Below are 25,178 nucleotides of genomic sequence, written 5' to 3'. Positions count from 1 at the left end.
AGCACCTTCAGGGTGTTTTCATCTCATTAGAGTAGTGCTTTTATGTACTTTCTTACTCTCTCGTACCTGCTTGCCTAATTTCTTTAAGTAACCATCAAGGAATAAGTCACTAAGGTGTGGCCGTTAGTACTCTTAGTCGGAGAATCGTGATAATAAATAGATAAATTTCGATATGACGAATTTGTTAGGAAAATCACGTATAATCCGGGTTCCTTATTTTCCTTTTCTGCTTAGAAATACCTAATTTATGTCTTCAAACTCAGCTCAACCTTCTCTTGCTCGCGAATTATTCACTATGACTTGGCCCATGCTTTTTGGGGTGTTGTCGTTAATGAGTTTTCAGCTGGTAGACAGTGCTTTTATCGGCCAATTAGGTATTTTACCTTTGGCTGCTCAGGGTTTTACCTTACCTATTCAAATGATAGTAATTGGCTTGCAGGTTGGGTTAGGGATCGCTACGACGGCGATTATATCCAGAGCATTAGGGGCACAAAAAACACGTTATGCTAAACAGTTAGGTGGCTTAGTTTTAACGATGGGCAGCATTGGTATCGCTTTTTTTGCGGTGTTGATTTGGTTGCTACGTCATCCTATTTTGGCCTTGTTAAGTGCGCCAGATTCTGTGTATCCGATCATTGATTCTTATTGGCCTCATTGGCTTCTTAGCGCTTGGGTAGGCGCCTTGATCTATTTTTATTACAGCATTTGTCGGTCTCATGGAAATACATTATTACCTGGAATAATGATGATAGTGACGAGTGTTCTGAACTTAGTGTTAGATCCTATTTTCATTTTCAAATTGGGTTTTGGGCTTAATGGTGCGGCCATGGCTACAACCTTAGCGTTCGGTATTGGCGTTTTGGTGGTTGCGCCTAAAGTAGCTCGTAAGCATTGGATCATGTTTGACTGGAAAGACTTAAAAATCACTCAAAGCTTAGCGGATATTGGCCACATAATGGGGCCTGCGATGGTGAGTCAGTTATTGCCTCCGGTATCGTCTATGTTGGCCACCAAACTGATTGCAGGATTTGGTACCGCCGCGGTAGCGTCATGGGCTCTAGGATCGCGTTTTGAATTCTTTGCGATTGTGTCCGTTTTGGCATTGACGATGTCGATGCCGCCTTTTATCGGACGTTTATTAGGGGCGGGAAGATCTGAAGACATTCGTTATATTGTAAAAGTGGCGTGTCGCTTTGTTTTATTATTTCAGTTATTGATCGCCGTTGTGACGTTTTTTGCTTCAAGTGGTTTAGCCAACTTGATGACTAGCGAGACGGAAGTTCGACAGATTTTACATTGGCATCTGATGATAATACCGATTAGCTTAGGGCCGTTGGGGATTTGCATGTTGATGGTGTCGATCTCGAATGCCTTAGGGAAATCATATACCGCGTTGACTATATCTGCTTTACGGCTGTTTGCTTTTTTCTTGCCGTGCCTTTGGATCGGCTCTGAATTAGCGGGCTTAAAAGGCCTATTTACAGGTGTTCTGTTTGGCAATGTGTTGGCAGGCATTTGTTCTTGGTTTATGTATCGCCGTGCAATTAGGTTGATAGAACGACGTTTGTTTAAGGAGCAATAGACGATTTCATTGTTAGAACATCGTCTTATGCTGCTGGGCTATTGTTACCACGTCGTTTCCAATAGCCCATTTTGTTAGAGCATCAGCCATTCTGATATGGATTGTCAGACGCTATTTAGTCTCTGCTATCAGAGCTTATTTTATGGATGGAAAGATCCGCCCCGTTATATTCTTCTTCTTCGCTTAAGCGCAAACCACTAATGGCTTTGACCGCACCATAAACGACAAAACCGCTGATTAACGCGATTCCTATGCCAGTAAAAGAACCGATGATTTGAGACATAAAGCTGACACCGCCTAATCCGCCAAAGGACTTTAGGCCAAATATACCGGCAGCAAGCCCACCCCAAGTTCCACAAACTCCATGCAACGGCCATACACCCAATACGTCATCAATGTGGTGGAATTTCTGTTGTATGAGTGTGAATAACCAAGTAAATAATGCGCCAGCGATCAGCCCGGTTGCTAGAGCTCCAATAGGATGCATAATGTCTGAACCTGCGCAAATGGCAACCAGTCCAGCGAGAGGTCCGTTATGAATAAATCCCGGATCTTTTTTACCCAGCACCATGGTAGAAATAATCCCTCCAACCATCGCCATTAACGAATTGACAGCCACTAGTCCGCTAATACCGTCTAGAGTTTGTGCGGACATAACGTTAAAGCCAAACCAGCCAATACAAAGAATCCAGGCACCTAGGGCGAGAAATGGAATGTTTGATGGGACAAATGCGATGAGCTTTCCATTTCTGAAACGACCATTACGAGTGCCGAGTAACACAATGGCCGCTAGAGCAACCCAACCTCCAAATGCATGAACGACAATGGAGCCCGCAAAGTCATGAAATGGCGCACCATATTGCTGAGTTAACCAATGTTGAAACCCATAATTACCATTCCATATCAGACCTTCAAAGAAGGGATAGGCAACACCGACTATAATCGCTGCAGAGATAAGCATAGGATAAAATCTAGCGCGTTCTGCCACACCACCAGAAATAATAGCGGGTATGGCGGCGGCAAATGTCATAAGAAAGAAGAACTTAACCAAAGCGTAGCCACTGTTTTGTGACAGTGTGGTCGCGCTTTCGAAAAAGCTGACGCCGTAGGCTATATGGTATCCAATGAAAAAATAGACCAGAGCGGAAATAGCAAAATCAGTCATTATTTTTACTAGCGCATTGACCTGATTTTTATGGCGCACAGTCCCGACTTCTAAAAATGCGAAGCCGGCATGCATGGTAAATACCATGATGGCACCAAGCAGAATAAAAAAAGTATTTGAATTGGAAATCAGTGTTTCTACTGCACTGTTTGTGACGGTCACGAAGCGCTCCTATATAAAATGCACCGAACGGGTGCTTTATGTTTTTGTTTTTGCTGTATTAAGAAGCAAATTGCTAAAAAAACAGATATGACGGACTTAAAAGGGTAATCACAAGCAAAAAACGTTCCATGTCTGCATTATTTTGGTGCTTTCTTTAGCGATGTTTACTACGCATTATTTTTTGGCATTGTTTAGGGCGTGGCTGAAACGGATTGAGAGGATCTAGAGGTAATGATGAGTTGATGTCGTTTTGCTCTTGTTCTGCTCTTATACGCTTAAACAGAATATTTTGGATGATGTGGTTGAACTAGGAGGGGATTTTAGTCATTAAATGCAGGACTAGCTCTTTAGGAAGGTCACGCTTTTTAACGTGAATCTTGGTCTGTTTATCTCACATAAAGCGGCGTACTTTAGTGTGTAAAGTACGCCGCTTTTTTTTAATTTATTGGGTGCAATGGTGGTTTCTCTGAAGGGTTCTCCTGAGGCACTGAGGTTTGGTAAGCGTTGTTTGGTAACAGCAGCCACACTTTGCCAAAATGCTTGAGTTGCCCAGCATGAACGTGAGCTTCATCCCCAATTCCTTGATACCAGTCTATGTGTCCTGGACCTTTGATCGCGCCGCCTTTATCTTGCGCCAGTAACAAACGAAATTCGTGGCCAATGAGGTTGCCTTGTTGATCTAATTTAGGCATTTCGCCCAGTAAAATGGAGCCAAGAGGAATGACTTTAGGATCTACTGCAACCGAGTAAAGTGGTGTCAGAGGAACATTTGCTGCGCCTACTGGGTCAGATTGTCCTTCACTGAAGAATAAGTAGCTTGGGTTTTGCGAGAGTGTTTCTCTGACTTTATCTGGGTGATCTTTAAGCCAGCGTTTGATACTTTGTGCCGATATATCAGCGCGTGCTATTTCACCATTTTCAATGAGAATTTTCCCTAGGCTACGGTACGGCCAGCCATTAACACCACCCCATGAGAGAAGTTCACGAGTGCCATCTTTATATTGCACAACGCCAGAACCTTGTACATGTAAGAAAAAATTGTCGACTAGACTCGCACTGTAAGCAATTTCGAGTCCTTGACCTTGCAAGGCGTTTTCAAAATCAATTTGTTCACGGCTAGGGAATTGGCCGTTCGTATCGCGTTTTAATGGTTTGCGATAAAGTGGATAGCGGTACACCGCATCAGGTTTATGCCGTACTTGTATCACGGGAACATAGTACCCCGTAATTTGTACATTTCCGCGGTAATCTTGCCCCGCCAATTGCAGTGCTTTTAAATGGGGCTGATAAGTAGGCTGTTTAAGCCAGTGCTGAATTTCGTGGGTCACTTGTTTGAGCTGCTGAACACTCACTTCGGTGTTTTCTAGTTGGTATGTTTGATTGGATATTTTATTCAAGTATGCCACTTGTTGCTCTAAGCCACTTTGAAAACTGGGATCTGGATAGGGGAGGCCCGGTGGAAGGCTTTCTTTTAAATATAGAGAGTCTCGTTTTACTCCATTTTTATCGAGACCATTATTTTTAAAGTCGTTGGAAGGATCCACTTCAAACTGGCTACAGGCGGTTAACGAAAGTAATGAGAATAGGCTCAGAGTGGTGAGCAGTGCTCTTGTTTTACTTTTTGAGGTGTTGCGTTTTTCAGCGGTGATGTACGGCGATATAAGTAGAGGCATAAGCGTTTTCTATCAACTTTGTAATCAAAAATGAGTCAACAGCTATTATTGTGTGGACGCTGTTAAGAAGCATTTATCTTGCGTGCTATGCCAGAGCAACGCAATGTTTCGTCGTTGAATTTACAATTTATAACAGACTTATTGACGTCTAGAACATCAGACATTCATAGGCCTGACGTAACGATATAAAGGCGTCTGTATCGCCCCCACGGTCTGGATGGGTTTGATGTGCGAGCTTTCGGTATTGGCGTTTGATCTCTTCTTTGCTCGGGGATGATTGGGTTAGCTGTAAGGTCTCAAGCGCCGCCTCGCGGTCACCTGTGAGATAAATTCCTTGGTAAAAACTGCTTAATAAGCTTGATACATCCGCTTCGTTTGTTTTCTCATATTCGTGCCAATCGAGATAATAGGCCGCCAGTTTGGCATCGACGCTATTATTAATATCCCTGCTGTTTGAAAGGGGAACTTGTGTGCAGGGAAGGATTCTAATGTGAGTGGCGCTGATTGATAGGGACAGTGATTCTTCTTGCCACAGGCTTGATTGGAGCTGATAAAGGGCGTTCATAATAAGAAAATGTTGTCGAAACAATTGCAGGTTAACGTCTGTGGCAATGTCTGTTAGCTCAGGAATCTGTTGTTTGAGTGTTTTAAGAATCTCAAATTCGCCCACGCCTTCAGGGTGTTTTTTTAATATATGTAAGATGGGGCCGATTAGTGGGTTTCTCATAGTGTGCTTTTCCCTTTAAAAACGCTCAAAGTGTAGATGAATAGGCCTAGAAGGGTCAAAGCCATTACATGAAATGAATTATTTTTTTAATAATAGATGGTGCGTTATGTTGTGGATTTTCGCTATTTTACTGTTTCTAGCTCTCTTTTGTGGGCCGCATTTATGGGTGAAATTTACCTTGAAGCGTTACGCTCAAACGCGGAATGATTTGCCAGGTTCTGGTGGCGAGTTGGCTCAGCATTTGATTCGTCGTTTTGAGTTAAATGAGGTTTCTGTGGAAACCACGCAAGAAGGCCGCGATCATTTTGATATTCAGCAACATAAAGTCCGTTTAAGCCCCAGTGTGTTTGCTGGGCAGTCGTTAACTGCGGTGGCGGTGGCAAGCCATGAAGTTGGCCATGCGATTGCTCATGAGCGGCAAGAACGAATTGCACGTTTGCGAGTACGTTATTTGCCAAAGGCGGTCTTTTTACAGCGGCTTGCTGGTGGTTTATTAATTGGTTGGCCGTTATTGTCGGTTGTATTGCACATCCCCTATTTGGTGGCCATTCATGCCCTTGTCGTGGGGTTATCAGGAATACTGGCGGTGTTGGTGCAAGTGGCTATTTTGCCGGAAGAATGGGATGCCAGCTTTCATAAGGCACTGCCTATTCTAGAAGAAGGAGGCTACTTGCCGAAAGAAGATTTGCCTAAAGTAAAACGCATTTTATTTGCTTGTGCTATGACGTATGTATCCGCTGCCTTATTACGAATGTTGTTTGTGTGGCGCTGGTTTAAGCGTTAAACAGGCCTCTAGCATCAGCATCCATACCGTGATTTTTGTGTAGTCCAAGCGATAGTGCTGCTGTAACTATCATATTTTCAGTTTCGTACGAGAGACGATATGTATTACTCAGATGGTGTTTATTATCGAGATGCGCCAGATGATTATGTTGTCGAGTTAGTTAATAAAAACCCCAAGATGAATTACTTCATCTTGGGGTTTTTATTAACAATGTCATCAGTGACAAAATAGCATTATTTAGCGCTGTTTGGTTTCAAATTCTGGATGAATCCAAACCGGTGCGCCTAGGCTAGGTAAGGCTTGTTTACCAAGAATCATATCAGCGGCTTTTTCTGCAACCATGATGGTGGGTGCATTTAAATTACCGTTGGTGATCGTTGGAAAAATAGACGAATCCACGACACGAAGGTTTTTCAGACCACGTACTTGGCAATGTTCATTTAAGACCGCCATAGGGTCGTTGGCTGCGCCTATCTTACAAGTACAAGAAGGGTGGTAAGCGCTTTCCACATTTTCTTTTACCCATTGATCAATTTCGTCATCACTTTGAATCGCCATACCGGGTTGAATTTCATCACCACGGTATTCATTTAAAGCGGATTGTTGGAGTACTTCACGGGTTAGGCGAATAGTATCGCGCCAATCTTGCTTATCTTGTTCGGTAGAAATGTAATTAAACAATATACGAGGTTTGGCTTGCGGATCCGCTGATTCAATCCATAACTTACCACGACTTTCTGGTTTATTGGGTCCAACATGTACTTGGAATCCATGCCCTTCAACCGCGGCTTGCCCATCGTATCGCATTGCTGCTGGCAAGAAGTGATATTGAATGTTTGGCCATTTGAGTCCGGCGCGAGAACGAATAAAACCACAAGACTCAAAGTGATTAGTCGCCCCCAGACCTGTTTTAAACAACATCCAACGGGTACCAATCAACCCTTTACTGATTAAACCAAGTTTACTGTTCAGCGTGACGGGTTTTTTACAGAAATATTGGAAGTAAACTTCTAAGTGATCTTGCAGGTTTTCACCAACACCAGGTAGCTCATGTAAAAGAGGAACTCCTGCTTTTTTTAGCACGTCTTTTGGACCGACACCGGACAATTGGAGTAATTGTGGCGAGCCGACAGAACCAGCAGATAAAATGACTTCTTTGCGGGCGTTTAGTTGCTGAGTTTTGCCATTCTTACTGAATTCAATGCCAATTGCTTTTTTACCTTCGAAAATGACCTTGTGACTAAGCACCCCAGTTTTTAGTGTTAAGTTAGGGCGTTGCATTGCACGACGAAGGTAGGCATTAGATGTGGAAGCACGTACACCGTTCTTTACTGTCATGTGCATTGCGCCAAAGCCTTCTTGGCGGTAACCGTTGTAATCGCCTGTCTTGCCGTAACCAGCTTCTTCGCCTGCATCAATAAAAGCTTGGTAAAGAGGGTTGTAAGTCATGTCGTTACCATTGTTGGTAAACAAGGGACCTTGGCCGCCACGATACATGTCTGCACCGCCTTTCCATGTTTCCGCTTTTTTGAAATATGGTAGACAAGCTTGATAACTCCAGCCTTTCGCACCGTTTTCTTCCCATTGATCAAAGTCGCAAGCATGTCCGCGAACGTACACCATGCCATTAATGGAAGATGACCCACCTAGTACCTTGCCACGAGGGCAGTGCATTTCTCGGTTGTCTAAGCCTGGCTCTTTATCAGAATGGAATTGCCATGCGTATTTGTCTGTGTTCATTGGGTACGATAAAGCGGTTGGCATTTGGATGAAAACGCTCTTGTCTGAGCCGCCCATCTCCAATAATAATACCTTGTTGTCGCCATTTTCTGTCAGTCGGTCTGCTAGTACACAACCCGCGGAACCAGCGCCGACAATAACGTAATCGTAAATTTCGTTTGCCATTATATTCTCGCTTAATAAGGGTTTTGAACGTCGTTCAGGTCAACAAATACGCTCTTATTTTGGGTGTAGTGATAAAGCGTATCTATGCCGTTTTCACGACCAACACCAGACTCTTTATAACCGCCAACAGGCATTTCTGCAGGAGATGAGCCCCATGCATTGATCCAGCAAATACCGGCTTGCATTTGATTGATTACGCGGTGTGCACGGGCAAAATCTTTGGTGAATACGCCAGCCGCTAAACCGTATTTTGTGTCGTTTGCACGAGCAATAACGTCATCTTCATCGGTGAAGCTTAAAACAGACATAACTGGTCCGAAGATTTCTTCACGTACTTGCGGCATGTCGTCGGTGCAATTGGTGAAGACAGTTGGTGCCACGAAGGCGCCGTTTTCTAAACCATTGTCAGTGACTTGATAACCACCGCACAATAACGTTGCGCCAGATGCTTTGGCCGCATCAATAAAGCCAAGTACTTTTTGCATATGATCTTTAGAGATCAATGCGCCAACTTGTGTATCCATGTCCATTGGGTCGCCAATGATCATGGCTTCAGTACGAGTTTTTAATTCTTTAGTAAAAGCATCCATGATGTCTGCATGGACAAAAACACGAGTACCGTTGGTACAAACTTCACCCTGAGTATAGAAATTGGCTAGCATCGCGGCAGACACAGCTTGGTCAACTGGCATATCAGGAAAGATAATCATTGGGGATTTGCCCCCTAATTCCATGGTTACTTGCTTCAGAGATTGTGCAGAAGCGGCCATGACTTTTTTACCTGTACCCACTTCACCAGTAAACGATACCTTGTCAATACCTGGGTGCGCGGTAATCATCTGGCCAGTGCGAGCATCGCCTTGAACCACATTAAACACGCCATCCGGTAAGCCAGCTTGAGTGTAAATCTCAGCCAATTTCAGTGCTGTTAACGGTGTTTCTTCAGATGGTTTGAAAATCATGGCGTTACCTGCAGCCAGTGCAGGCCCTGATTTCCAACAAGCGATTTGAATTGGGTAGTTCCATGCGCCGATACCAGCACATACGCCAAGAGGCTCTTTACGAGTGTAGTAGAAGTTGCCGTTACCAAGATCTTGGTATTCGCCTTGGATTTTGTCGGTTAGACCTGCGTAGTATTCTATTACGTCTGCACCGGTTTCAATATCAACACATATAGCTTCTTGTAATGGTTTACCGGTGTCGAGTACTTCTAATCGAGCAAGTTCTTCATTGTTTTCACGTAGTAATTCTGCTGCTCTTTTTAAGATACGGCCACGTTCTACCGGGCTCATTGCAGCCCATACTTTTTGCCCTTTTTTTGCCGACTCAACAGCAGCATCTAGCTCAGCTTGTCCAGCGTGCTCGATAGTGGCAATGACTTCACCTGTTGCAGGGTTTAGCGTTTCGAAATGTTCTCCGCTTGTAGATGCAAGGTAGCGACCGTGAATATATTGCTGCTGATGTGCCATGGTAAACCTCTTTAATCGTTTAGTGTCTTGACGATATATTCGCTTGAATAATCGAGATACTGATTGCTGCGTTTTTATTAAACGCGCGTTTAATAAAAACAATTGTACATTTTTTGACTATTAATTGCAGCCTGAATCCATTAATTAGTGGTCTAAGGATAAAGCTAGGAGGCTAGGCAAAGGAAGTGTTTTATTTTAAGCAGGTACAGAAGTGCCCTCAAAATAAGGACTTGAGAAAAAAGTAGCGCCTCTGGTCCACACTATGAAAGAGAGACGTAGAAATAGACTAGGAAGCTATTTTTAGAGGCTAATGACACCATTTGTATCATAGCTTATTGGGCTTGGTACATAGTCATCGGCCATTTCATCATTGATCCACTCTGTACCATCTAATACATAGCGAAACTGATAAGCGGCATCAATTCCCAAACTTAACGTAGAGGCAAACACGCCGGATTTTTGTTTTTTCATTGGGTTTGCGTTGCAGTCCCAATTATTAAAGTCGCCAACAACAGCTACTTTTTTGGCATTACCAACTTTGTCGGCAGGAAGCGCAAATTTTACTTTGCATTGTGGTTTGGTTTTTAGGTACTTTTTCTCAATCATTTCCAGCTCCAATATCTATTTTTGAGATGAAACTAATGTGTCAGGTAAAATAAAGGGGTAACTCTATTCTCTCAAGCAAGACCTGCGCCATTTACCATAAGTCATTCATATTTGAGTAAAACTTGGCATTTTGCTTCAAATGATAATTTGACTCACCTAATAATAAGCCAAATTAAGGCCTGTCGTTGCTATTATTTAGTGCCGTAGATCAATAAATGCACAGTTTTTTGCTGTTTAATAATGATATAAGCTACACTTAGAAAGTGACATAACGCACCCGTTTAAAATTACAAATAAGTGGTGATAGCATGGATCTACAACTGATCGTTCTTATCGTATTAACTGTGATGCTGGTGATTAAGATCGCTTATCTTGTTTTATTCAAGTTACCCCATGATAAAAATCACCAGAAACCCCACCACTCAAATCGTCATCATCATTGATCTAGGTAACGTTTTCGTTTCGCTTCTTTGACTGTATTTAGGTCTACTAGGACTAAACCGTCCACACAGTAGCCAAAGTCGGCATCGACTCCAAAGTCTAAGAAGCGAACCCCACCTTCTTCACAGAGCTCACTGTATTGTTTAAACAACGTTGGAACGCTGGCACCAAAATGTCCGAGTTGTTCTTTCAGGATTTTAAAGTCTTCTTCGTAGCTTGTGCCTGAGAATAATCCTGAAATGATTTCAGTGTGCTCTGGGTTAACCTGGTATGGTGTAAATGATTTGGCCAAATGTTCTTTATCTGAAAAATACAGTGTGTAGAAAGACACGATAAAATCTTTGGCAATTTGTGGGTAGCTGTTGCTTAGGCTCACAGGTCCAAACATATAACGAATATCTGGATGACGGTTTAAATAAGCGCCAATGCCATACCATAAATAATCTAGGCTGCGTTTCCCCCAATATTTAGGCTGGATAAAGCTGCGGCCCAGCTCAATACCTTGTTCAAAATAGGGCTCCATATCGCATGAGTAACGGAATAATTCCGCACTATAAATCCGATTTTGGTTATCTTCTTTCATGTAACGAGCAACTTCCCCGATACGATACGCCCCGACGATTTCTAATTCTTCTTCATCCCATAAAATCAAATGGCGATAATGTTGATCAAATTTGTCTACATCAGAGCGTTCGCCAGTACCTTCGCCTACCTTACGAAAGGAAATCTCCCGTAAACGCCCGATTTCTTTCATAATGACGGACATGGGGTCGTAATTAAATAAGTAGATTTGCTTGTTGTCTTTGGTACTGCCAAGGAGCTCAGACTGCTTTAATTCGTTACGAATTAATTGCCGATTCTGTGGATGTTCGACTGTTTTCTCTGTTTTAAGGAGTGGTTTTTTGCCTTTTGCAATGCGGTAAAGGTGACGCTTTACCAGCTTACTTTTTTCTTTATCATTTAACGGTAGTTTGGCCAATTCTTGAATTGGAATCGCTTGGCCTACTTGCATTGGTATCTTTCGGTTTCTTTGACGAAACATTTCGTTAGCGAGCTGGATAGTAGACAGTGGGCGATAAATCAAAGAGCTGGTGTAAAATAATATCGAGTTGCGACCACCAATGTGAACCGGTAGCAATGGACTGTTGGTCTTCTGAGCTAGTTTGAGATAATTATGGTTCCAGCGTTGATCTTTTACGCCGCTAGGCGATAGGCGGGAAACTTCTCCAGCAGGAAAGATAATGACGGCTTCTTCATTGTGTAAGCAATTCATAATCGCTTTAAGTTGCTGGCGCCCTGTCTTTCCGCCCATATTATCGACGGGTAACACGAGGCTTTTGAGGCCATCGAATCCCATTAATAAATCATTACCAACGATCTTCACATCAGGACGAATTTCTCCCACTAAGCGCAATAGTGCTAAGCCATCAAGTGCACCAAGTGGATGATTAGCAATGATCATCACGCGGCCGCTGGCGGGAATATTGCGACGGTCCATTTGACCAACTTGATAAGTGAAATTGAAATGGTCTAAGACTCGATCAATAAACTCGAAACCAGCGCAATCCTCATTTTTATCTAAAAAATGATTCACTTCATTTTCGTGAAATAAGTGTTTTAGTACGCTCAATGTAGGGCGAGTAATAAGTGGGCTCTTGTTGAAGAACTGAGGTGATTTATTGGCAATCAATTGTTCTACTTGTATCACAATGGCGCTCCGCTAGGGGGAAGACTCTTAGTTGGTACTATTGAGACTAGAGTGCAAATGTGACAGGTGGGTGACAATTAGATGGCTAAAATATGACCAAAGGCTTTTTGCAGGTTAGCGGGCCTAATTGGATAATGAAATGCAATAAATAACGCAAAGCGTTAATACATAAAAAAGCCCACCAGTAGGTGGGCAAGAACCGCCAACTGGAGAACCAGCAGCGATAGAGTCGTTAGGGAGGCTTACTTTCTTTTCGACGGTAAGAGAGGCTTTCCACACATCGGAAAAAGAAAATACAAAACTCTATAGCAATCAATATAGCAAAAGTTGAGACGAATAAATGTCTTAGGAGGGTATGGAATACGCTTTTACCAAGGAGCTTGGTTTACGATATTGTGACGTTTGCCTAGTAAGTAATATAGCGGAGAAGATAAAAAGGCAGATATTTGCCTGTTAAGCTTTTACGAATCTTGCGACGTATTATTGTCATTAAACTTGTAGAAGAAGTTCCATAGGCAGTAAATAGTAATCCCAATAGCAACACTCCCCCAGAATGCTTCGCCATCAGACCATTCCAAAGCTGACCAAGCTACACAGAATAAGGTAGCGGCAACACGTCGCCATTTAGGCCTGAAAAAGGCACGATCAGATTCAGTGAGCATGGATGATAGATCCTTTAAGGTGATATTATTTGAATTCTAGTCTAACGCATTTATATTTAGGAACGTTATTTTGTCGTAAATCTTAGCGTTTACGTCCATCTTTAACGATGTGATATTTGATGCGGGGAAGAGTGATTAATTGGTTTTTCGATATAGGTTGTGCGGTTCTCTTGCTCAAACAATAAAACGAAAAGCTTATTGGCTTTTCGTTTTATTGTTGCCTAGGGAAATATGACGAGATCCCGTAAGCTGAGACTGACCACTAACACCGGAGTTTATTTTGTCGATTTGGCCGCCACGTGCAAGGAATTCCTGCATTTGCTTTTCAATAGATTCCGACGTTTCCGAAGCGGCTGGTTGCTTCTTCTTAGTAGCCATAATTAAGTCCTTATCGTTAGTTGAACAAGGACTGTACCATATTTTCAAAAATATTTCTTGTTGTAGCCTATCTTCGGAAAAACGGTCGTCATCTTTCAATATCTTAAAAAAGCGTTCTCTCTGTTTTTACTGAGTTTGTGGGTGATAGCGACGCATAATAGGATTGAAGAAACGAGTAAGCCAACCCGTAAACTCAATTGGCGCATCCAGTACTGTTAAGCAGATACATTCAGCGTCTTTTGTTACCATCGGCTTATGTTTGTGGCTCGCATTACGGCTGACAAAGTCACCACGGGCATACACTCCTTTCTCATCAGAAAATGCGCCTTCCAATACCAATGTAATTTCTTCACCGGCATGAGTGTGCGTTGGAATATGTGCGCCGGCCTTGATGCGAGTAAGAGAAACCTGAATACCATCTTCGTCGCACAAAGTGGCGATTTTGACAGATGGCGATAACTTCATCCAAGACAGTTCATCGTAATTGTTTGGTACAAACTGGCGTAGGCTTGCAGGAATTTTGTAGTCGTCAAACCAGTTCTTTACTGATTTTTGCTTGTTTTCAGCCAGAGTTTCACTTGTTCTATCTTGTTCTTCTTCCGTTAATTTTTCGAAAAAAGACTGCTTTAGAAAAGACAGCGATTGATTTTCAGGGGCTGTTTGGGTAAATAAATTTGCCCCTAATACTTCAAGTTTACGAACGTGTTGCTGACATTCCGAGCAATGCTCTAAATGTGTAGAAACAGACAAAGAATATGCCAATGCCAGTGAGCCTGCAGCGTAGTCAGTCAGCATTTCAATGCTTGGATGATGGTTAAGCATGGTGACTACCTCTTAATGTAAATAGTGAGTTTGTGAAGTGCTAGGCGAACTCGAGATTTTATTGTCCCAAGAGGTAGCGATAATTCTTCTGCTGCTTCTTTATGTGTTTTGCCTTCTAAATACACTTTATATAATACCTGTTTCTGATCCTGTGGCAGTTTATCTAACCCATCTTTAATGCGTTCTTGATCTCGTTGGTGCTGAGCATCTTTGAATGGATCTGCATTTTCATCGACGATGCTCTGGAAAAGATAGTCAGGATCAATGTTGGTTTGATGACGGCTATTTTTACGAAAATAATCAATCCGAGCATTCCTTGCCAAGGTAAATACCCACGTATTTAGTGATGCAGCTTCTGGCTTGTAGGTATGTGCTTTTCGCCAAATTCTAATCATGACTTCTTGAGCAATATCATCTGCCATTAGATTTGCGCCAGGCTGAGCCGCGAGACAAAAGGCTCTGATTTTAGGCACATAGTGATCGAATAACCGAGTTAAGGCTACTTGATCGCGATGTTCAGCGACGGCAAACATATCTTGCACTAGTTGGTCATCAGGTTGTGTCTGTTTGGCACGCTCCATTTATGACTCCATAAAAAGCTAAGTGGTGATGGCTTAATGCTTGCTAGCCGTCAATTACGTTATGGTATCTATACGCTAGGCTAAGCATAGTAGATCACTTCTTTCTTGAGAATATTTCTACACATCAAATAAAGGTTGGATGGCGTTAACAGAATCAAAAAGTGATCCAAGGCGCTGATGAGTGCGTTTAATACAAAACAGGGCAATGAACTGATGAGTCTCTTGGTACAGTGAATTGTTACGACATTTTGTTAGTTACGGTGGAAGCCTAAATGGATTCTCAAGACAGATTGATAGAAGCCTTCAAAGCATTCTATCAGGATATTAAGCACATCCCATTGTCGAAAATAGATGAGCTCTATGCAGACAATATTATTTTTAAAGACCCAGTGCAGGAAGTCAGAAGCATTGAGCAGCTTCATGCCTACATGTCGGATTTATGTACGGATGTTAATAGTGGTCGCTTTGAATACCTAGATCAGATGGTGAGTGATAACTGCGCTTACATTAAATGGAATATGCATTTTAAGCATCCTAAGCTAGGTAATAAAACATTGACGGTACGTGGCATTAGTCAGATCCAATTCAATGACCGTATTTATTACCACGAAGACGTCTACGACCTAGGGCAAATGCTGTACGAACATGTTCCTTTATTGGGATGTGTTGTTAAGGGGTTAAAAAAACGTTTAGCGGTGCAATAAGGAGCGTGACAATGGATGCTGGTAAGCAAAAAAAAGTCATTTGGATTACGGGTGCTAGCTCAGGAATTGGCTTTTCCCTTGTTGAGCGTTATTTAGCACGCGGTTATCACGTGCTCGCTAGTGCTCGAACAGAAGGCAAGTTAGTCGATTTTATTGCCAATGAAGCGCTTATCTTCATTCCTTATGATGTGACAGATGACACTCAAATTGACTGTGTTCGTGATCTCTTGCGGCAACACTCACCACACTTAGACTGCGTTATTTTGAATGCCGGAAACTGTGAGTATTTGGATATTAACAACCCAGACTGGAGCATGATGAAGCGTGTCATGTCGGTTAATTACTTTGGCCTAGTGAACAGTGTTGAGGTCTGTCTGCCGTTACTCAAAAAAGCGCAACAACCTCATCTTGTCGGCGTCAGTTCTCAAGCAGTACAAGCGGCCTTTACCCAAGCTGAAGCTTATGGGGCAAGCAAGGCGGCGGTGCGTTATTTCTTATCATCATTACGAGTGGACTTACTGTCTTCTAATATTGATGTGACGTGTATTTTGCCGGGTTTTGTTGATACGCCATTAACTCAAAAAAACACGTTTTCTATGCCATTTTTGATGTCATCAGAGCAGGCTGCCGTCCGCATAGAAGCGGCTATTGAAAAGCGGCCTTACGAATACGCTTTTCCTAAACGATTAACCGCCATGCTTTGGGTCGCCAAGCAGTTTCCAAAGCGCTGGGCAGTAATGACAGCGCCTAAATATTAAATTGATAGCGTACGCTTTTTTAATGAGATAGGCGTACCCAAGGGGACAATGAGTGAAAATTGCCATTATTGGATCAGGGATTTCCGGTTTAACCAGCGCATATTTATTGCAGCGTAAGCATGACATTACTGTTTTTGAATCCGCCCCTCGAATCGGTGGACATACGGCGACCGTGCAAGTTCAAGAGGGGCAAAAACAGCGTGCTATTGATACGGGTTTTATCGTATTCAATGATTGGACGTACCCACATTTTATTCGCTTAATGGATGAATTAGGTGTGTTGTCTACACCAACCGAGATGAGCTTTAGTGTGAGTTGTAAGCGAACCGGTTTGGAGTACGGTGGCAACAATCTCAATACTTTATTTGCACAGCGACGAAATCTGTTCAACTTGCCGTATTTGGGTATGCTGAAAGACATTATGCGATTTAACAAAGAGGCGATTCGAGACTTAGAAAGTGGTGAGCTTGAAGAGGGATTGTCACTAGGCAATTACCTCGCTAAGAAAAACTACGGCTCGCGTTTTGCTAGCCATTATTTAATTCCCATGGGCAGCGCTATTTGGTCAGCAACGCTTGAGGAAATGATGGATTTTCCGTTAGTTTTCTTTGTACGTTTTTTCAAAAACCATGGTCTGTTGAGCGTTAATGATCGGCCACAATGGCGAGTCATAAAAGGAGGCTCTTCTGCGTATTTGATGCCGTTAGTCAGATTGTTCCAAGAAAAAATTCGATTGAACAGCAAAATTAAAAAAGTGAAACGATTGTCTGATTCCGTGGAATTGCATTTTGAACAGGGTGTTATTGAGACGTATGACCAAGTGGTGTTTGCTTGTCATAGTAATGAGGCTTTAGCGTTATTGAGTGACGCAAGTGAAGACGAACAGGCTATTTTGTCGGCGATTCCATACCGTAACAACGATGTGGTGCTTCATACGGATGATAAGTTACTGCCGAAAACTAAATTAGCTTGGTCAAGCTGGAATTACCATTTAGGTAAAGATCAAACAAAGCCTGCGGCCTTAAGCTATAACATGAATATTTTGCAGAACTTCACCAGCGAAACAACGTATGTCGTCACGCTTAATCAGACAGAAACGATTGACCCAAGCAAAATTATTGGCCGCTATCAATATGCTCATCCTACCTTCACATTAGAAGGTATTGCCGCCCAGAATCGCTGGCAAGACATTAATGGCGTTAATAATACTTGGTTCTGTGGGGCTTATTGGCGTAATGGCTTTCATGAAGATGGTTGCTGGAGTGGCGTGCGCGTTGCGAATGGTTTGGGGGTTCAATGGAAGTAGCTCAAAAGTCCGTACAGGGTGAAACATATCATAGCGCTATTTACCATGGCGTCGTGCGCCATCGTCGCTTCTCACCGAAAGAGCATGGCTTTCGTTACCGAGTTTTTATGATGTATTTTGATCTGGATGAATTGGATCAAATTCTGACGCTTAGTCCTTGGTGGTCGAAAAAGGCGTTTCATTTAGCCAGATTTAAGCGACAAGATTATTTTGGTGATGAGGTGGTGCCTTTAAAAGAGGCTGTGTTGGCGAAAGTAAATAAAGAGCTGAAGACGAATTTAACCGGCCCCGTAAGAGTGCTGACAAACTGTCGATATTTTGGCTTTATTATTAATCCAATTACTATTTATTACTGCTTTGACGAACACGAGCAGCTTAACGCTATGCTGCTAGAAGTGACTAATACTCCTTGGAAAGAGCGTGTTACTTATGTGCTTTCGTGTGATCCAACTCGCCATCGTCAACGTATTATTTTTAATAAGGAGATGCATGTCTCGCCATTTCATCCAATGAATCATTTTTATGATTGGCGCAGTACGACACCAGGCAAAAAACTGGCGGTTCATATGCAGAATAAAGAACAAGACGACCCAGAGCGTTGTGTATTCGATGCAACCTTGTCGTTAACGCGGACTTCTATTTCTCGTGCTTCATTGGCTAAGGTGCTGTTCAGTTATCCGGTTATGACAATGAAAGTTGTCGCGGGGATTTATTGGCAAGCCTTAGCATTGTGGTTGAAAAAAGTGCCATTTTATTCGCATCCAGACACTGAATCTTCCAACATTAAATAATAAAACATAGGGGCATGATTGAATGAACTCAGTCAGTATAAATAATCAGAAAGTTGGCAAGAGCCGTCGCGGAGAGTGGTTCGATAGCATGGCTAAACGCGTGGTATTTAAGATGTTAAAAAAGCTCGAAATAGGGCATTTAACATTAGAAGACCAAGGCCAGTTACATGAATTCGGTGCGCCTAAAAGCACCGCCAGTCATCATGCGCATATTCAAATACACAGCAATGGCGCTTATCGGGATATATTTTTAAACAGCAGTATTGGCTCAGGCGAAGCGTACATGAAAGGCTGGTGGACATCGCCAGATATAGTTGCTGTTATTCGTCTGATGGTGGCCAATTTAAACGTGATCAACAGTATGGATGCTAAGCGTCCTATCTGGAGTCGTATCGGCGCTAAAATTGCTCATAAGCTCAATGCTAATAGTCAGCGTGGTTCAAAGAAAAATATTTCTGCCCATTACGATTTAGGCAACGACTTTTTCTCATTGTTTCTTGATCCAACCATGATGTATTCCGCTGCAGTCTACCCAGAAGATAATGCCTCTTTAGAAATCGCATCGGTGAATAAACTGGATCGGATTTGTCAGAAATTACAATTATCAAAAAAAGATCACTTATTAGAAATTGGCACTGGCTGGGGAGGCATGGCAATACATGCGGCTCAGCATTATGGCTGTCAGGTAACGACAACCACTATTTCTAAAGAGCAATATGACTTTGCCAAAGCGCGAGTGGAAGAAGCAGGTTTGAGTGACAAAATCACACTCTTGCTAGAAGATTACCGTGATTTGACCGGTGAGTATGACAAACTTGTTTCGATTGAAATGATTGAAGCGGTGGGTCACGAATACTATGACAGTTATTTTAGTAAATGCAGTCAGTTGCTGAAACCGCATGGGGTGATGGTTATTCAAGCGATCACGATTGCGGATCAGCGTTATGATTATGCTCGTGGTTCAGTGGATTTTATTCAACGTTATATTTTTCCTGGTGGTTGTTTGCCCTCCAATCAAGTTATCGCACAAAAAATTGCCCAAAAAACCGATATGCAAATTGTTGGTTTGGAAGATATTACTGAACATTATGCTAAAACATTAGCCGATTGGCGGACGCGTTTTCATGCGGCTCGTTTAGATGTTACCAATATGGGTTTTGATGATGTTTTTTGCCGTATGTGGGATTTCTACCTGGCGTATTGTGAAGGTGGGTTTAAAGAGCGCGCTATCAGCACTGGGCAATTTATTTTTGCAAAACCTGAGCATCGGTTTGCTTTAGCGTCTGTGCATCAATAAGGAATAGAAATGAAATCCTTGATTAATGCGGTGTTATTTCAAGGTGTTTGGTTTAGCTGCGTCCTCGGCGGTAGTTATGTGGCTTTGCCTGTAACGTTAGTGTATTTATTTTTGCACTATCATTACTTTATGCATAAGCGTGCTGAGTGGCGTTTGGTGTTACTGTTTTTCCTCTTGGGTGTTCTGGTTGACGGGGCTTTTTTCCGTCTCGGTATTTTTACGATTCCGGCAGACATGCAACATTTTGGCAATCTTCCACCGATATGGTTGTTATGTCTGTGGATATCCGTTGCCACCTTATTTGCCCATAGCTTGGCTTTCTTAAGAACCCGGTATGGCTTGAGTGCTTTACTGGGTTTTATTGGACCAACTTTTAGTTACATTGCTGGAACAAAGCTTACGGACATTTCGTTAGCCGAACCCATTTGGCTTTCTTTATTTGTCATTGCTTTAGCTTGGGCACTAATCCTGCCAATTAGCGTGTACTATTGTGAAAAATGGGCTCTGTATTCGAAAGAGGATAAGCAATTATGATCAAGCAATCTATTACCCGTAAGCCAGTACTCCCTTTGTTGGTTGCCTTTATTCTAGGTGCAACATTTAGCCAAATAGCATCAGCGGAAGAAAGCTTTAATAAGGTAGTGGGTACCGCTTACAGTGTAAAAACAGGGGCGTTGCTGTATCGAGAAACGCACACAATAGGCGCAAATGGTAAGCACGATGTAGAGTACTCAGAGCCTGATGGTCTGGTCTTTGGGCATAAAGTTATTGATGAGAGCCAATCTAAAATTGCCCCCAGTTTTACTCAAGTAAATGAACGTAATGGAGAAAGAATTGAGGTTAATAGCAACTCAAAAAATATTATTGTTCATTATCAAAAAAATAAAGATGCAAAAGTAAAAACAGCAGATATTCCCTATAAACCAGGCATGATAGTAGACGCTGGTTTTAATGCGTTTGTGAAAGAATATTGGCAGTCTCTAGAAAATGACACAAAAATGGACGTTCAGTTCATTGCTCCTAGTCGCCAATCTACCGTTGGCTTTACTGTGAGTCGAAGCTTATGTAAACCAGATACTCAAAAAGGCGCGGAATGTTTTGCTCTTACGCCAGACTCATGGGTTGTTAGGATGTTAATAGATCCGATTTTATTAGCGTATGACCCAGAGACAAAACGCCTGCTACGTTTTACTGGTCGTGCCAATATTGCAGATAAAAACGGCGATTATAAAGCGGTCGATATTCAGTATCATTATTTTAAGTGATCGGATAGAAGGAAGAGAAAATGGCATTGCTCATGAAACAAATGACGTGGTTAAAAACGCTGGTGTTTGTGAATTTCATTTTGCTGGCTGGCTGCTCGACGCCAGATGTTTCTGAATATGCTAAGAATACACCCAGTTTCGCTTTGTCTAACTTTTTCTCTGGACCTCTCAAAGCTCATGGGATCTTAAAAAATCGCAGTGGTAAAGTGATTCGCTATTTTAATGCTGACCTATATGGTCAGTGGGAAAATGGAGTAGGAACGCTAAAAGAAAACTTCGTGTTTGATGATGGTGAAAAACAGCAGCGTACTTGGGTAATGACGCCAGATGAAAATGGGCATTATACGGCAACAGCTAATGATGTTATTGGTAAGGGCATCATTAGCCAAGCGGGTAATGCTTTGTTTATGAAATACACGCTGCAAGTTCCGTATGACGGTGACCTTTTAGAGGTTAGCGTTGATGATCGAATGTATAAAGTGAACGAGAACGTGGTTATTAATGAATCGGTATTGAGTAAATTTGGTTTTGATGTGGGTTATCTTACTTTAGTTATTGAGAAAGTAGCGGACTAGAAACAAGCCAGACGATTGTATTTCACTAGAGCTTCTCTTATCCTTGCGCCGTTCTCTCCCTCTTGATAGTAAAAGGCGCGTTATGGCTACTCTGGTTTTTCGACTCAAATATGTACCCGATGACGAAGCGGATGATATTCGCCAATTACTATTTGATAACGATATTCCTTTTTACGAAACGTCTGCCGGACGCTGGCAAATATCCTTAGCGGGTATCTGGGTAAAAGATAAAGAGCACGCGACCGCAGCGCGAGCATTAATTCGTGAGGATCAACTCAAACGAATGACGGATCGCAAGCCACCCACCCTTTGGGAATGGCTGGTGGGTTATGTTCAATACGCTCGTCAGAATCCGGCAGAGAGCGTGTTTACCTTATTCGCTATATTGATTGTCTTAAGTTTGTCTTTACTGCCTTTTTTCGCTTGGATTTAAACGCGAAAAGCTCCTATCGAAAATAACCCTCTGACAATGGCTTTATTTAGCAATAACATTCTCTAACACCAGCATTCAAGCCACTTTTAGTGGCTGTTGTTCCATGGCTGCTCGGTGCTTCTTCCTTTGAATAGACGCGCTAATAAATTGCACGCTTATCGCACTAACCACCACCATTAACATTCCAATTAAACTCAAAGCATCTGCATGTGACGATTGGATAATGTCAGGCCAAAATCCCCATGCCACGCAGACTTCCGTCAAGATAAAAGCGGTAACAGGCGTTAATGCAATGGCGGCACTGACTTGCACTGTTTGCCAATAACGTAACGCTTGCGCGAATGCTCCATAAGCGATGAGCGTATTAAGGCAGCAAAACGCCGCCACTATCGCATCGTTAAAAGACATGGACGCTAATTGGCTAGGCGATGAAAAAGGCAGCATCACAACCAAGGCATACCAATAAATCGCCAGTAAAATATTAGAAGGGGCGAGTCTGGTAAATAGCGATTTTTGTAACAGCGCATAGAGAGACCAAGCTAACGCAGATACTTGAATAATGGCAAAGCCAATCCAAATATTATTGCTTTGCTCACTTGAAAATACAGGGTGAAAAAACACCAACATGCCAATACCAAGCAGAACAAAACAGCCCCATTGCTTGATGTGAATGGCTTCTTTCAAAAAGAAAAGGCCACCTAATGCTAAAAATAGTGGTGCAATTTGAAAGCTTAATTGAGCAGAACCTGGTAATAAAAACTGTAGGCTCCAAGCAAAACAGGTGTAGTTGATGATCAAAAATGTCCCAGCAGAAAAAATGCGTAACCAGTCTTTTTTGGCCAATGTTTTGAACTCACCTAACTTCCCACGCTGCCATTGCCATAATCCTAAAATAATTCCTGCAACCGAGAAGCGTAACCAAGTCAGGGTGATTGGATCTGAAAAGCCTGAAGACAGCTTTAGTGCAATCGGCAGCATGCCCCAAAAAAATACGGTAACGCCGCTAAAAAAGAGGCCGAATAAGAAAGTTTGTTTTGGCGTTAACATAACGATGATCCTAAGAAAAAGTTATTCCGAACTTGCATCATGGCTTCCCCTTACGATTAAATCCAATGCATAATAGTTCTAACTATTATGCATAAATCGGATTTTACTTATGATTCCCAGCACGTTACAGCATTTGGATTTGAAATCGTTAACAGGGCTTTTATATTTACTTGAAGAACGCAATGTTGGGCGGGCGGCAGATCGTTTATTTTTGAGTCAATCTGCGATGAGTCGATTGCTAAATCGTTTACGTGATGCGTTCGATGATCCCTTGTTTGTTCGTACCTCAAAAGAGATGGTGCCAACGTCAAAAGCTTTAGCATTAGAGGCGCCTTTGAAGTTGATGTTAGAGCAAATGGCTGGCTTATGGACAGAGTCTGAATTCCAACCGCAAAGTAGCCGTCGTACCTTTCGTATGCAAACAACCCATTATCAAGCACAAGCTTATATGCCTGCGATTGCCGAGCAATTTTATCGAGAAGCCCCATTCGCCTCACTAGAAACGAGCACACTGACGGAAACTAGCTTGCTTAATCAAGCGGAGCACTCTCTCGATGTGGCATTGTGCAGTGATTATATTCAGCTGCCAAACCGCTTTGAGAAAATGCTGTTAGGCCACGAGAAATTCCGTTGCATTATGTCATCTAATCATGAGCTGGCTGACAGAGAAAGCATCACCTTGGATGATTATCTATCCTACTCTCATGTCTTAGTAAACCTAGGAGTAGGAGGGGCTAATCCAATCATTAGTGATGCCTTACTTGGTGATCGTGCGCGCGAACGGCATTTTGCCTTCCGTACGCCTTATATGTTGGCGGCGCTTGAGACTGTGGGTAGAACATCCTTGTTAATGAGTAATAGTGGCTTACTTCCAGAGCGTTTTAGAGAGCAATTTGGCTTGGTAATAAAAGATTTACCAATGGACTTTCCGTTTATTAATTACTACTCAAGCTGGCCAAAATCTGTCGGAAATGATCCGGGTGTTATTTGGTTTAGAGGTATTTGTGAGCGGGTTGTTAAAGACCTAATTCCTTACCCTGCGATTTAGCTCTAAATGCTTGTTAGTCCACCTTAAAGGTAAATTCAGTTATACTGACGTTTTGATAAAATTGACGGCATTATGGCGGCATTGAAAAATAAGCAATCGAAAGGTCAGCGTACTAATAAGCTCGAATTACACCCTCGTAATCCTCATCAGGCGCGTTATGATTTTGCGCTGTTAGCGGATTCATGCCCTGAGCTTTCCCACTATATTAAGCTTAATCAATATGGCAATGAATCAGTTGATTTTGCCAATCCCGCCGCTGTCAAAACATTAAATCGTGCTCTATTAAGCCATTTTTATGGCGTGGCGTTTTGGGATATTCCACCTGGCTATCTGTGCCCACCTATTCCAGGACGAGCAGATTACATTCACTACCTTGCCGATTTATTGGCAAACAGTAATAAAGGTGTGATTCCTAGAGGAAAAAGTGTCAGAGCGCTGGATGTGGGAGTCGGTGCAAATTGTGTTTACCCTATTATTGGTCATCAAGAATATGGCTGGCAGTTCGTTGGCTCAGACGTTAACCCTATTGCCGTGGCAACCTGTGACACCATTATTAAATCAAACGCTTGTTTGAAAGGCGCGGTGAGCGTTCGCTTGCAAAACAATACGGCGACGTTATTTGCTGGTATTTGGAAAGAGCAAGAGCGCTTTGATGTGGTGCTTTGTAACCCTCCATTTCACACTAGTGAAGCTGCTATGCAGGATGAATCAAAACGTAAATGGCGGGGTGTAAAAGGAAAAGAATCTACAAAGTCCACGACCACTAAGCCGGTGTTGAATTTTGGTGGAACCGCGCCTGAACTATGGTGTGACGGTGGTGAAGCGGGTTTTGTCTCACGTATGATTAAAGAGAGTGTTCACTATTCTGATCGCTGTTTTTGGTTTACTTCATTGGTTGCCAGACAAAGTAATCTGGATGCTATTTATCGCACGCTAAAAGAAGTAGGAGCACGACAAATAAAAACCATAGAAATGGCGCAAGGGCAAAAAATTAGCCGTTTCGTGGCATGGAGTTTTTTACAAGATAATCAAATGGATTATTGGCAAGATAATTATTGGGCGCCATAACCAGTAAAGAATACTTTGTTTATTACTTTTCGCTAAAGGAGATTTAGTTTTCCCCTTTGCTAACTCTTTATGCACTAAATATATATACTGCTTAGTAAATCAAGCGAAAATAATACAATTATCGTGACGCCATAATGAACTCACCCTAAAGTGAGTCACGCGTTAAAGAATACTTGAGCTTGAGAAGTCATTGCCGTCGACGTAGGTTTAGAGGAATTATT

Annotated in this window: 25 protein-coding genes; 13 read left to right on the top strand and 12 right to left on the bottom strand. The window is 42.4% G+C overall.

The annotated features are described in order from the left end of the window. Positions 1-247 precede the first annotated feature (247 nt). Positions 248-1,582: an MATE family efflux transporter gene (locus V6259_RS11690; RefSeq protein WP_341584646.1), complete on the top strand. Its 1,335-nt coding sequence runs from the start codon at positions 248-250 to the stop codon at positions 1,580-1,582. A 115-nt stretch (positions 1,583-1,697) separates the two neighbouring features. Here V6259_RS11690 and V6259_RS11685 read toward each other — a convergent pair whose 3' ends face one another. The 3 genes from V6259_RS11685 to V6259_RS11675 all read right to left on the bottom strand — a co-directional run bounded on the left by V6259_RS11685 (position 1,698) and on the right by V6259_RS11675 (position 5,309). Continuing rightward, positions 1,698-2,909 carry an ammonium transporter gene (locus V6259_RS11685; RefSeq protein ID WP_133012295.1) on the bottom strand — a complete coding sequence of 404 codons (1,212 nt, stop codon included), beginning with the start codon at positions 2,907-2,909 and terminating at the stop codon, positions 1,698-1,700. A 437-nt stretch (positions 2,910-3,346) separates the two neighbouring features. Beyond that, positions 3,347-4,582 carry a murein transglycosylase A gene (gene mltA, locus V6259_RS11680; protein WP_341584645.1) on the bottom strand — a complete coding sequence of 412 codons (1,236 nt, stop codon included), beginning with the start codon at positions 4,580-4,582 and terminating at the stop codon, positions 3,347-3,349. Positions 4,583-4,730: 148 nt separating this feature from the next. Continuing rightward, positions 4,731-5,309 carry a DNA-J related domain-containing protein gene (locus V6259_RS11675; protein ID WP_341584644.1) on the bottom strand — a complete coding sequence of 193 codons (579 nt, stop codon included), beginning with the start codon at positions 5,307-5,309 and terminating at the stop codon, positions 4,731-4,733. Positions 5,310-5,415: 106 nt separating this feature from the next. Here V6259_RS11675 and V6259_RS11670 point away from each other — a divergent pair, with 106 nt between their 5' ends. After that, the gene (locus V6259_RS11670) at positions 5,416-6,093 is read left to right on the top strand and encodes a zinc metallopeptidase (RefSeq protein WP_341584643.1); all 678 of its coding nucleotides are present in this window, start codon (positions 5,416-5,418) and stop codon (positions 6,091-6,093) included. A gap of 237 nt (positions 6,094-6,330) precedes the next feature. Here V6259_RS11670 and betA read toward each other — a convergent pair whose 3' ends face one another. The 8 genes from betA to V6259_RS11630 form a co-directional block, all read right to left on the bottom strand. After that, entirely contained in the window at positions 6,331-7,998 is a 1,668-nt protein-coding gene (gene betA / locus V6259_RS11665; protein ID WP_341584642.1) for a choline dehydrogenase, read from the bottom strand. A gap of 11 nt (positions 7,999-8,009) precedes the next feature. Then, positions 8,010-9,467 (bottom strand): betaine-aldehyde dehydrogenase, encoded by a 1,458-nt coding sequence (gene betB, locus V6259_RS11660; RefSeq protein WP_133012306.1) that lies wholly within the window; start codon positions 9,465-9,467, stop codon positions 8,010-8,012. Between the two features lie 300 nt (positions 9,468-9,767). Continuing rightward, complete coding sequence (locus V6259_RS11655; protein ID WP_133012307.1) at positions 9,768-10,073, bottom strand: isoamylase early set domain-containing protein; 306 nt, start codon at positions 10,071-10,073, stop codon at positions 9,768-9,770. Positions 10,074-10,509: 436 nt separating this feature from the next. Next, positions 10,510-12,222, bottom strand: coding sequence for a lysophospholipid acyltransferase family protein (locus tag V6259_RS11650; RefSeq protein ID WP_341584641.1), 1,713 nt, complete (start codon positions 12,220-12,222; stop codon positions 10,510-10,512). 461 nt (positions 12,223-12,683) lie between these two features. Then, the gene (locus tag V6259_RS11645) at positions 12,684-12,884 is read right to left on the bottom strand and encodes a hypothetical protein (protein ID WP_341584640.1); all 201 of its coding nucleotides are present in this window, start codon (positions 12,882-12,884) and stop codon (positions 12,684-12,686) included. A gap of 195 nt (positions 12,885-13,079) precedes the next feature. Then, complete coding sequence (locus tag V6259_RS11640) at positions 13,080-13,262, bottom strand: hypothetical protein (RefSeq protein WP_133012310.1); 183 nt, start codon at positions 13,260-13,262, stop codon at positions 13,080-13,082. A 126-nt stretch (positions 13,263-13,388) separates the two neighbouring features. Then, positions 13,389-14,084, bottom strand: a complete 696-nt coding sequence (locus tag V6259_RS11635; protein WP_341584639.1) for a ChrR family anti-sigma-E factor — start codon at positions 14,082-14,084, stop codon at positions 13,389-13,391. Between the two features lie 5 nt (positions 14,085-14,089). Next, complete coding sequence (locus V6259_RS11630) at positions 14,090-14,665, bottom strand: sigma-70 family RNA polymerase sigma factor (RefSeq protein ID WP_133012312.1); 576 nt, start codon at positions 14,663-14,665, stop codon at positions 14,090-14,092. Positions 14,666-14,937: 272 nt separating this feature from the next. Here V6259_RS11630 and V6259_RS11625 point away from each other — a divergent pair, with 272 nt between their 5' ends. The 9 genes from V6259_RS11625 to V6259_RS11585 all read left to right on the top strand — a co-directional run bounded on the left by V6259_RS11625 (position 14,938) and on the right by V6259_RS11585 (position 21,794). Continuing rightward, positions 14,938-15,369 (top strand): nuclear transport factor 2 family protein, encoded by a 432-nt coding sequence (locus V6259_RS11625; RefSeq protein ID WP_133012313.1) that lies wholly within the window; start codon positions 14,938-14,940, stop codon positions 15,367-15,369. 11 nt (positions 15,370-15,380) lie between these two features. After that, positions 15,381-16,127, top strand: coding sequence for an SDR family NAD(P)-dependent oxidoreductase (locus V6259_RS11620; RefSeq protein ID WP_341584638.1), 747 nt, complete (start codon positions 15,381-15,383; stop codon positions 16,125-16,127). Positions 16,128-16,179: 52 nt separating this feature from the next. Next, positions 16,180-17,433 (top strand): NAD(P)/FAD-dependent oxidoreductase, encoded by a 1,254-nt coding sequence (locus V6259_RS11615; RefSeq protein WP_133012315.1) that lies wholly within the window; start codon positions 16,180-16,182, stop codon positions 17,431-17,433. After that, positions 17,424-18,224, top strand: a complete 801-nt coding sequence (locus tag V6259_RS11610; RefSeq protein ID WP_341584637.1) for a DUF1365 domain-containing protein — start codon at positions 17,424-17,426, stop codon at positions 18,222-18,224. Before V6259_RS11615 ends, V6259_RS11610 begins: the two co-directional genes overlap by 10 nt. A 22-nt stretch (positions 18,225-18,246) precedes the next feature. Beyond that, a complete protein-coding gene (locus V6259_RS11605; RefSeq protein ID WP_341584636.1) occupies positions 18,247-19,521 on the top strand; it encodes a cyclopropane-fatty-acyl-phospholipid synthase family protein in 1,275 nt (424 codons plus the stop codon). 9 nt (positions 19,522-19,530) lie between these two features. Beyond that, positions 19,531-20,055 carry a DUF2878 domain-containing protein gene (locus V6259_RS11600; RefSeq protein ID WP_133012318.1) on the top strand — a complete coding sequence of 175 codons (525 nt, stop codon included), beginning with the start codon at positions 19,531-19,533 and terminating at the stop codon, positions 20,053-20,055. After that, positions 20,052-20,786: a hypothetical protein gene (locus V6259_RS11595; protein ID WP_133012319.1), complete on the top strand. Its 735-nt coding sequence runs from the start codon at positions 20,052-20,054 to the stop codon at positions 20,784-20,786. The genes V6259_RS11600 and V6259_RS11595 overlap by 4 nt, the downstream gene beginning before the upstream one ends. Positions 20,787-20,806: 20 nt before the next feature. Then, the gene (locus V6259_RS11590; protein WP_341584635.1) at positions 20,807-21,361 is read left to right on the top strand and encodes a DUF3833 domain-containing protein; all 555 of its coding nucleotides are present in this window, start codon (positions 20,807-20,809) and stop codon (positions 21,359-21,361) included. An 82-nt stretch (positions 21,362-21,443) separates the two neighbouring features. Then, on the top strand, positions 21,444-21,794 hold the full coding sequence (locus tag V6259_RS11585) for a DUF6164 family protein (protein ID WP_133012320.1): 351 nt from the start codon (positions 21,444-21,446) through the stop codon (positions 21,792-21,794). A 75-nt stretch (positions 21,795-21,869) separates the two neighbouring features. Here the strand turns inward: V6259_RS11585 and V6259_RS11580 are convergent, their stop codons facing one another. After that, complete coding sequence (locus V6259_RS11580; RefSeq protein WP_133012321.1) at positions 21,870-22,841, bottom strand: DMT family transporter; 972 nt, start codon at positions 22,839-22,841, stop codon at positions 21,870-21,872. Positions 22,842-22,950: 109 nt separating this feature from the next. Between V6259_RS11580 and V6259_RS11575 the strand changes: the two genes are divergently transcribed. Both V6259_RS11575 and rlmF read left to right on the top strand, forming a co-directional pair. Continuing rightward, positions 22,951-23,889 carry a LysR family transcriptional regulator gene (locus V6259_RS11575; protein WP_341584634.1) on the top strand — a complete coding sequence of 313 codons (939 nt, stop codon included), beginning with the start codon at positions 22,951-22,953 and terminating at the stop codon, positions 23,887-23,889. 72 nt (positions 23,890-23,961) lie between these two features. Further along, on the top strand, positions 23,962-24,957 hold the full coding sequence (gene rlmF, locus V6259_RS11570) for a 23S rRNA (adenine(1618)-N(6))-methyltransferase RlmF (RefSeq protein WP_341584633.1): 996 nt from the start codon (positions 23,962-23,964) through the stop codon (positions 24,955-24,957). Positions 24,958-25,178: the final 221 nt, after the last annotated feature.

Source organism: Marinomonas sp. TI.3.20, assembly GCF_038155025.1.
GTDB lineage: Bacteria > Pseudomonadota > Gammaproteobacteria > Pseudomonadales > Marinomonadaceae > Marinomonas > Marinomonas flavescens.
This window is presented reverse-complemented; position numbering and strand designations above follow the sequence as displayed.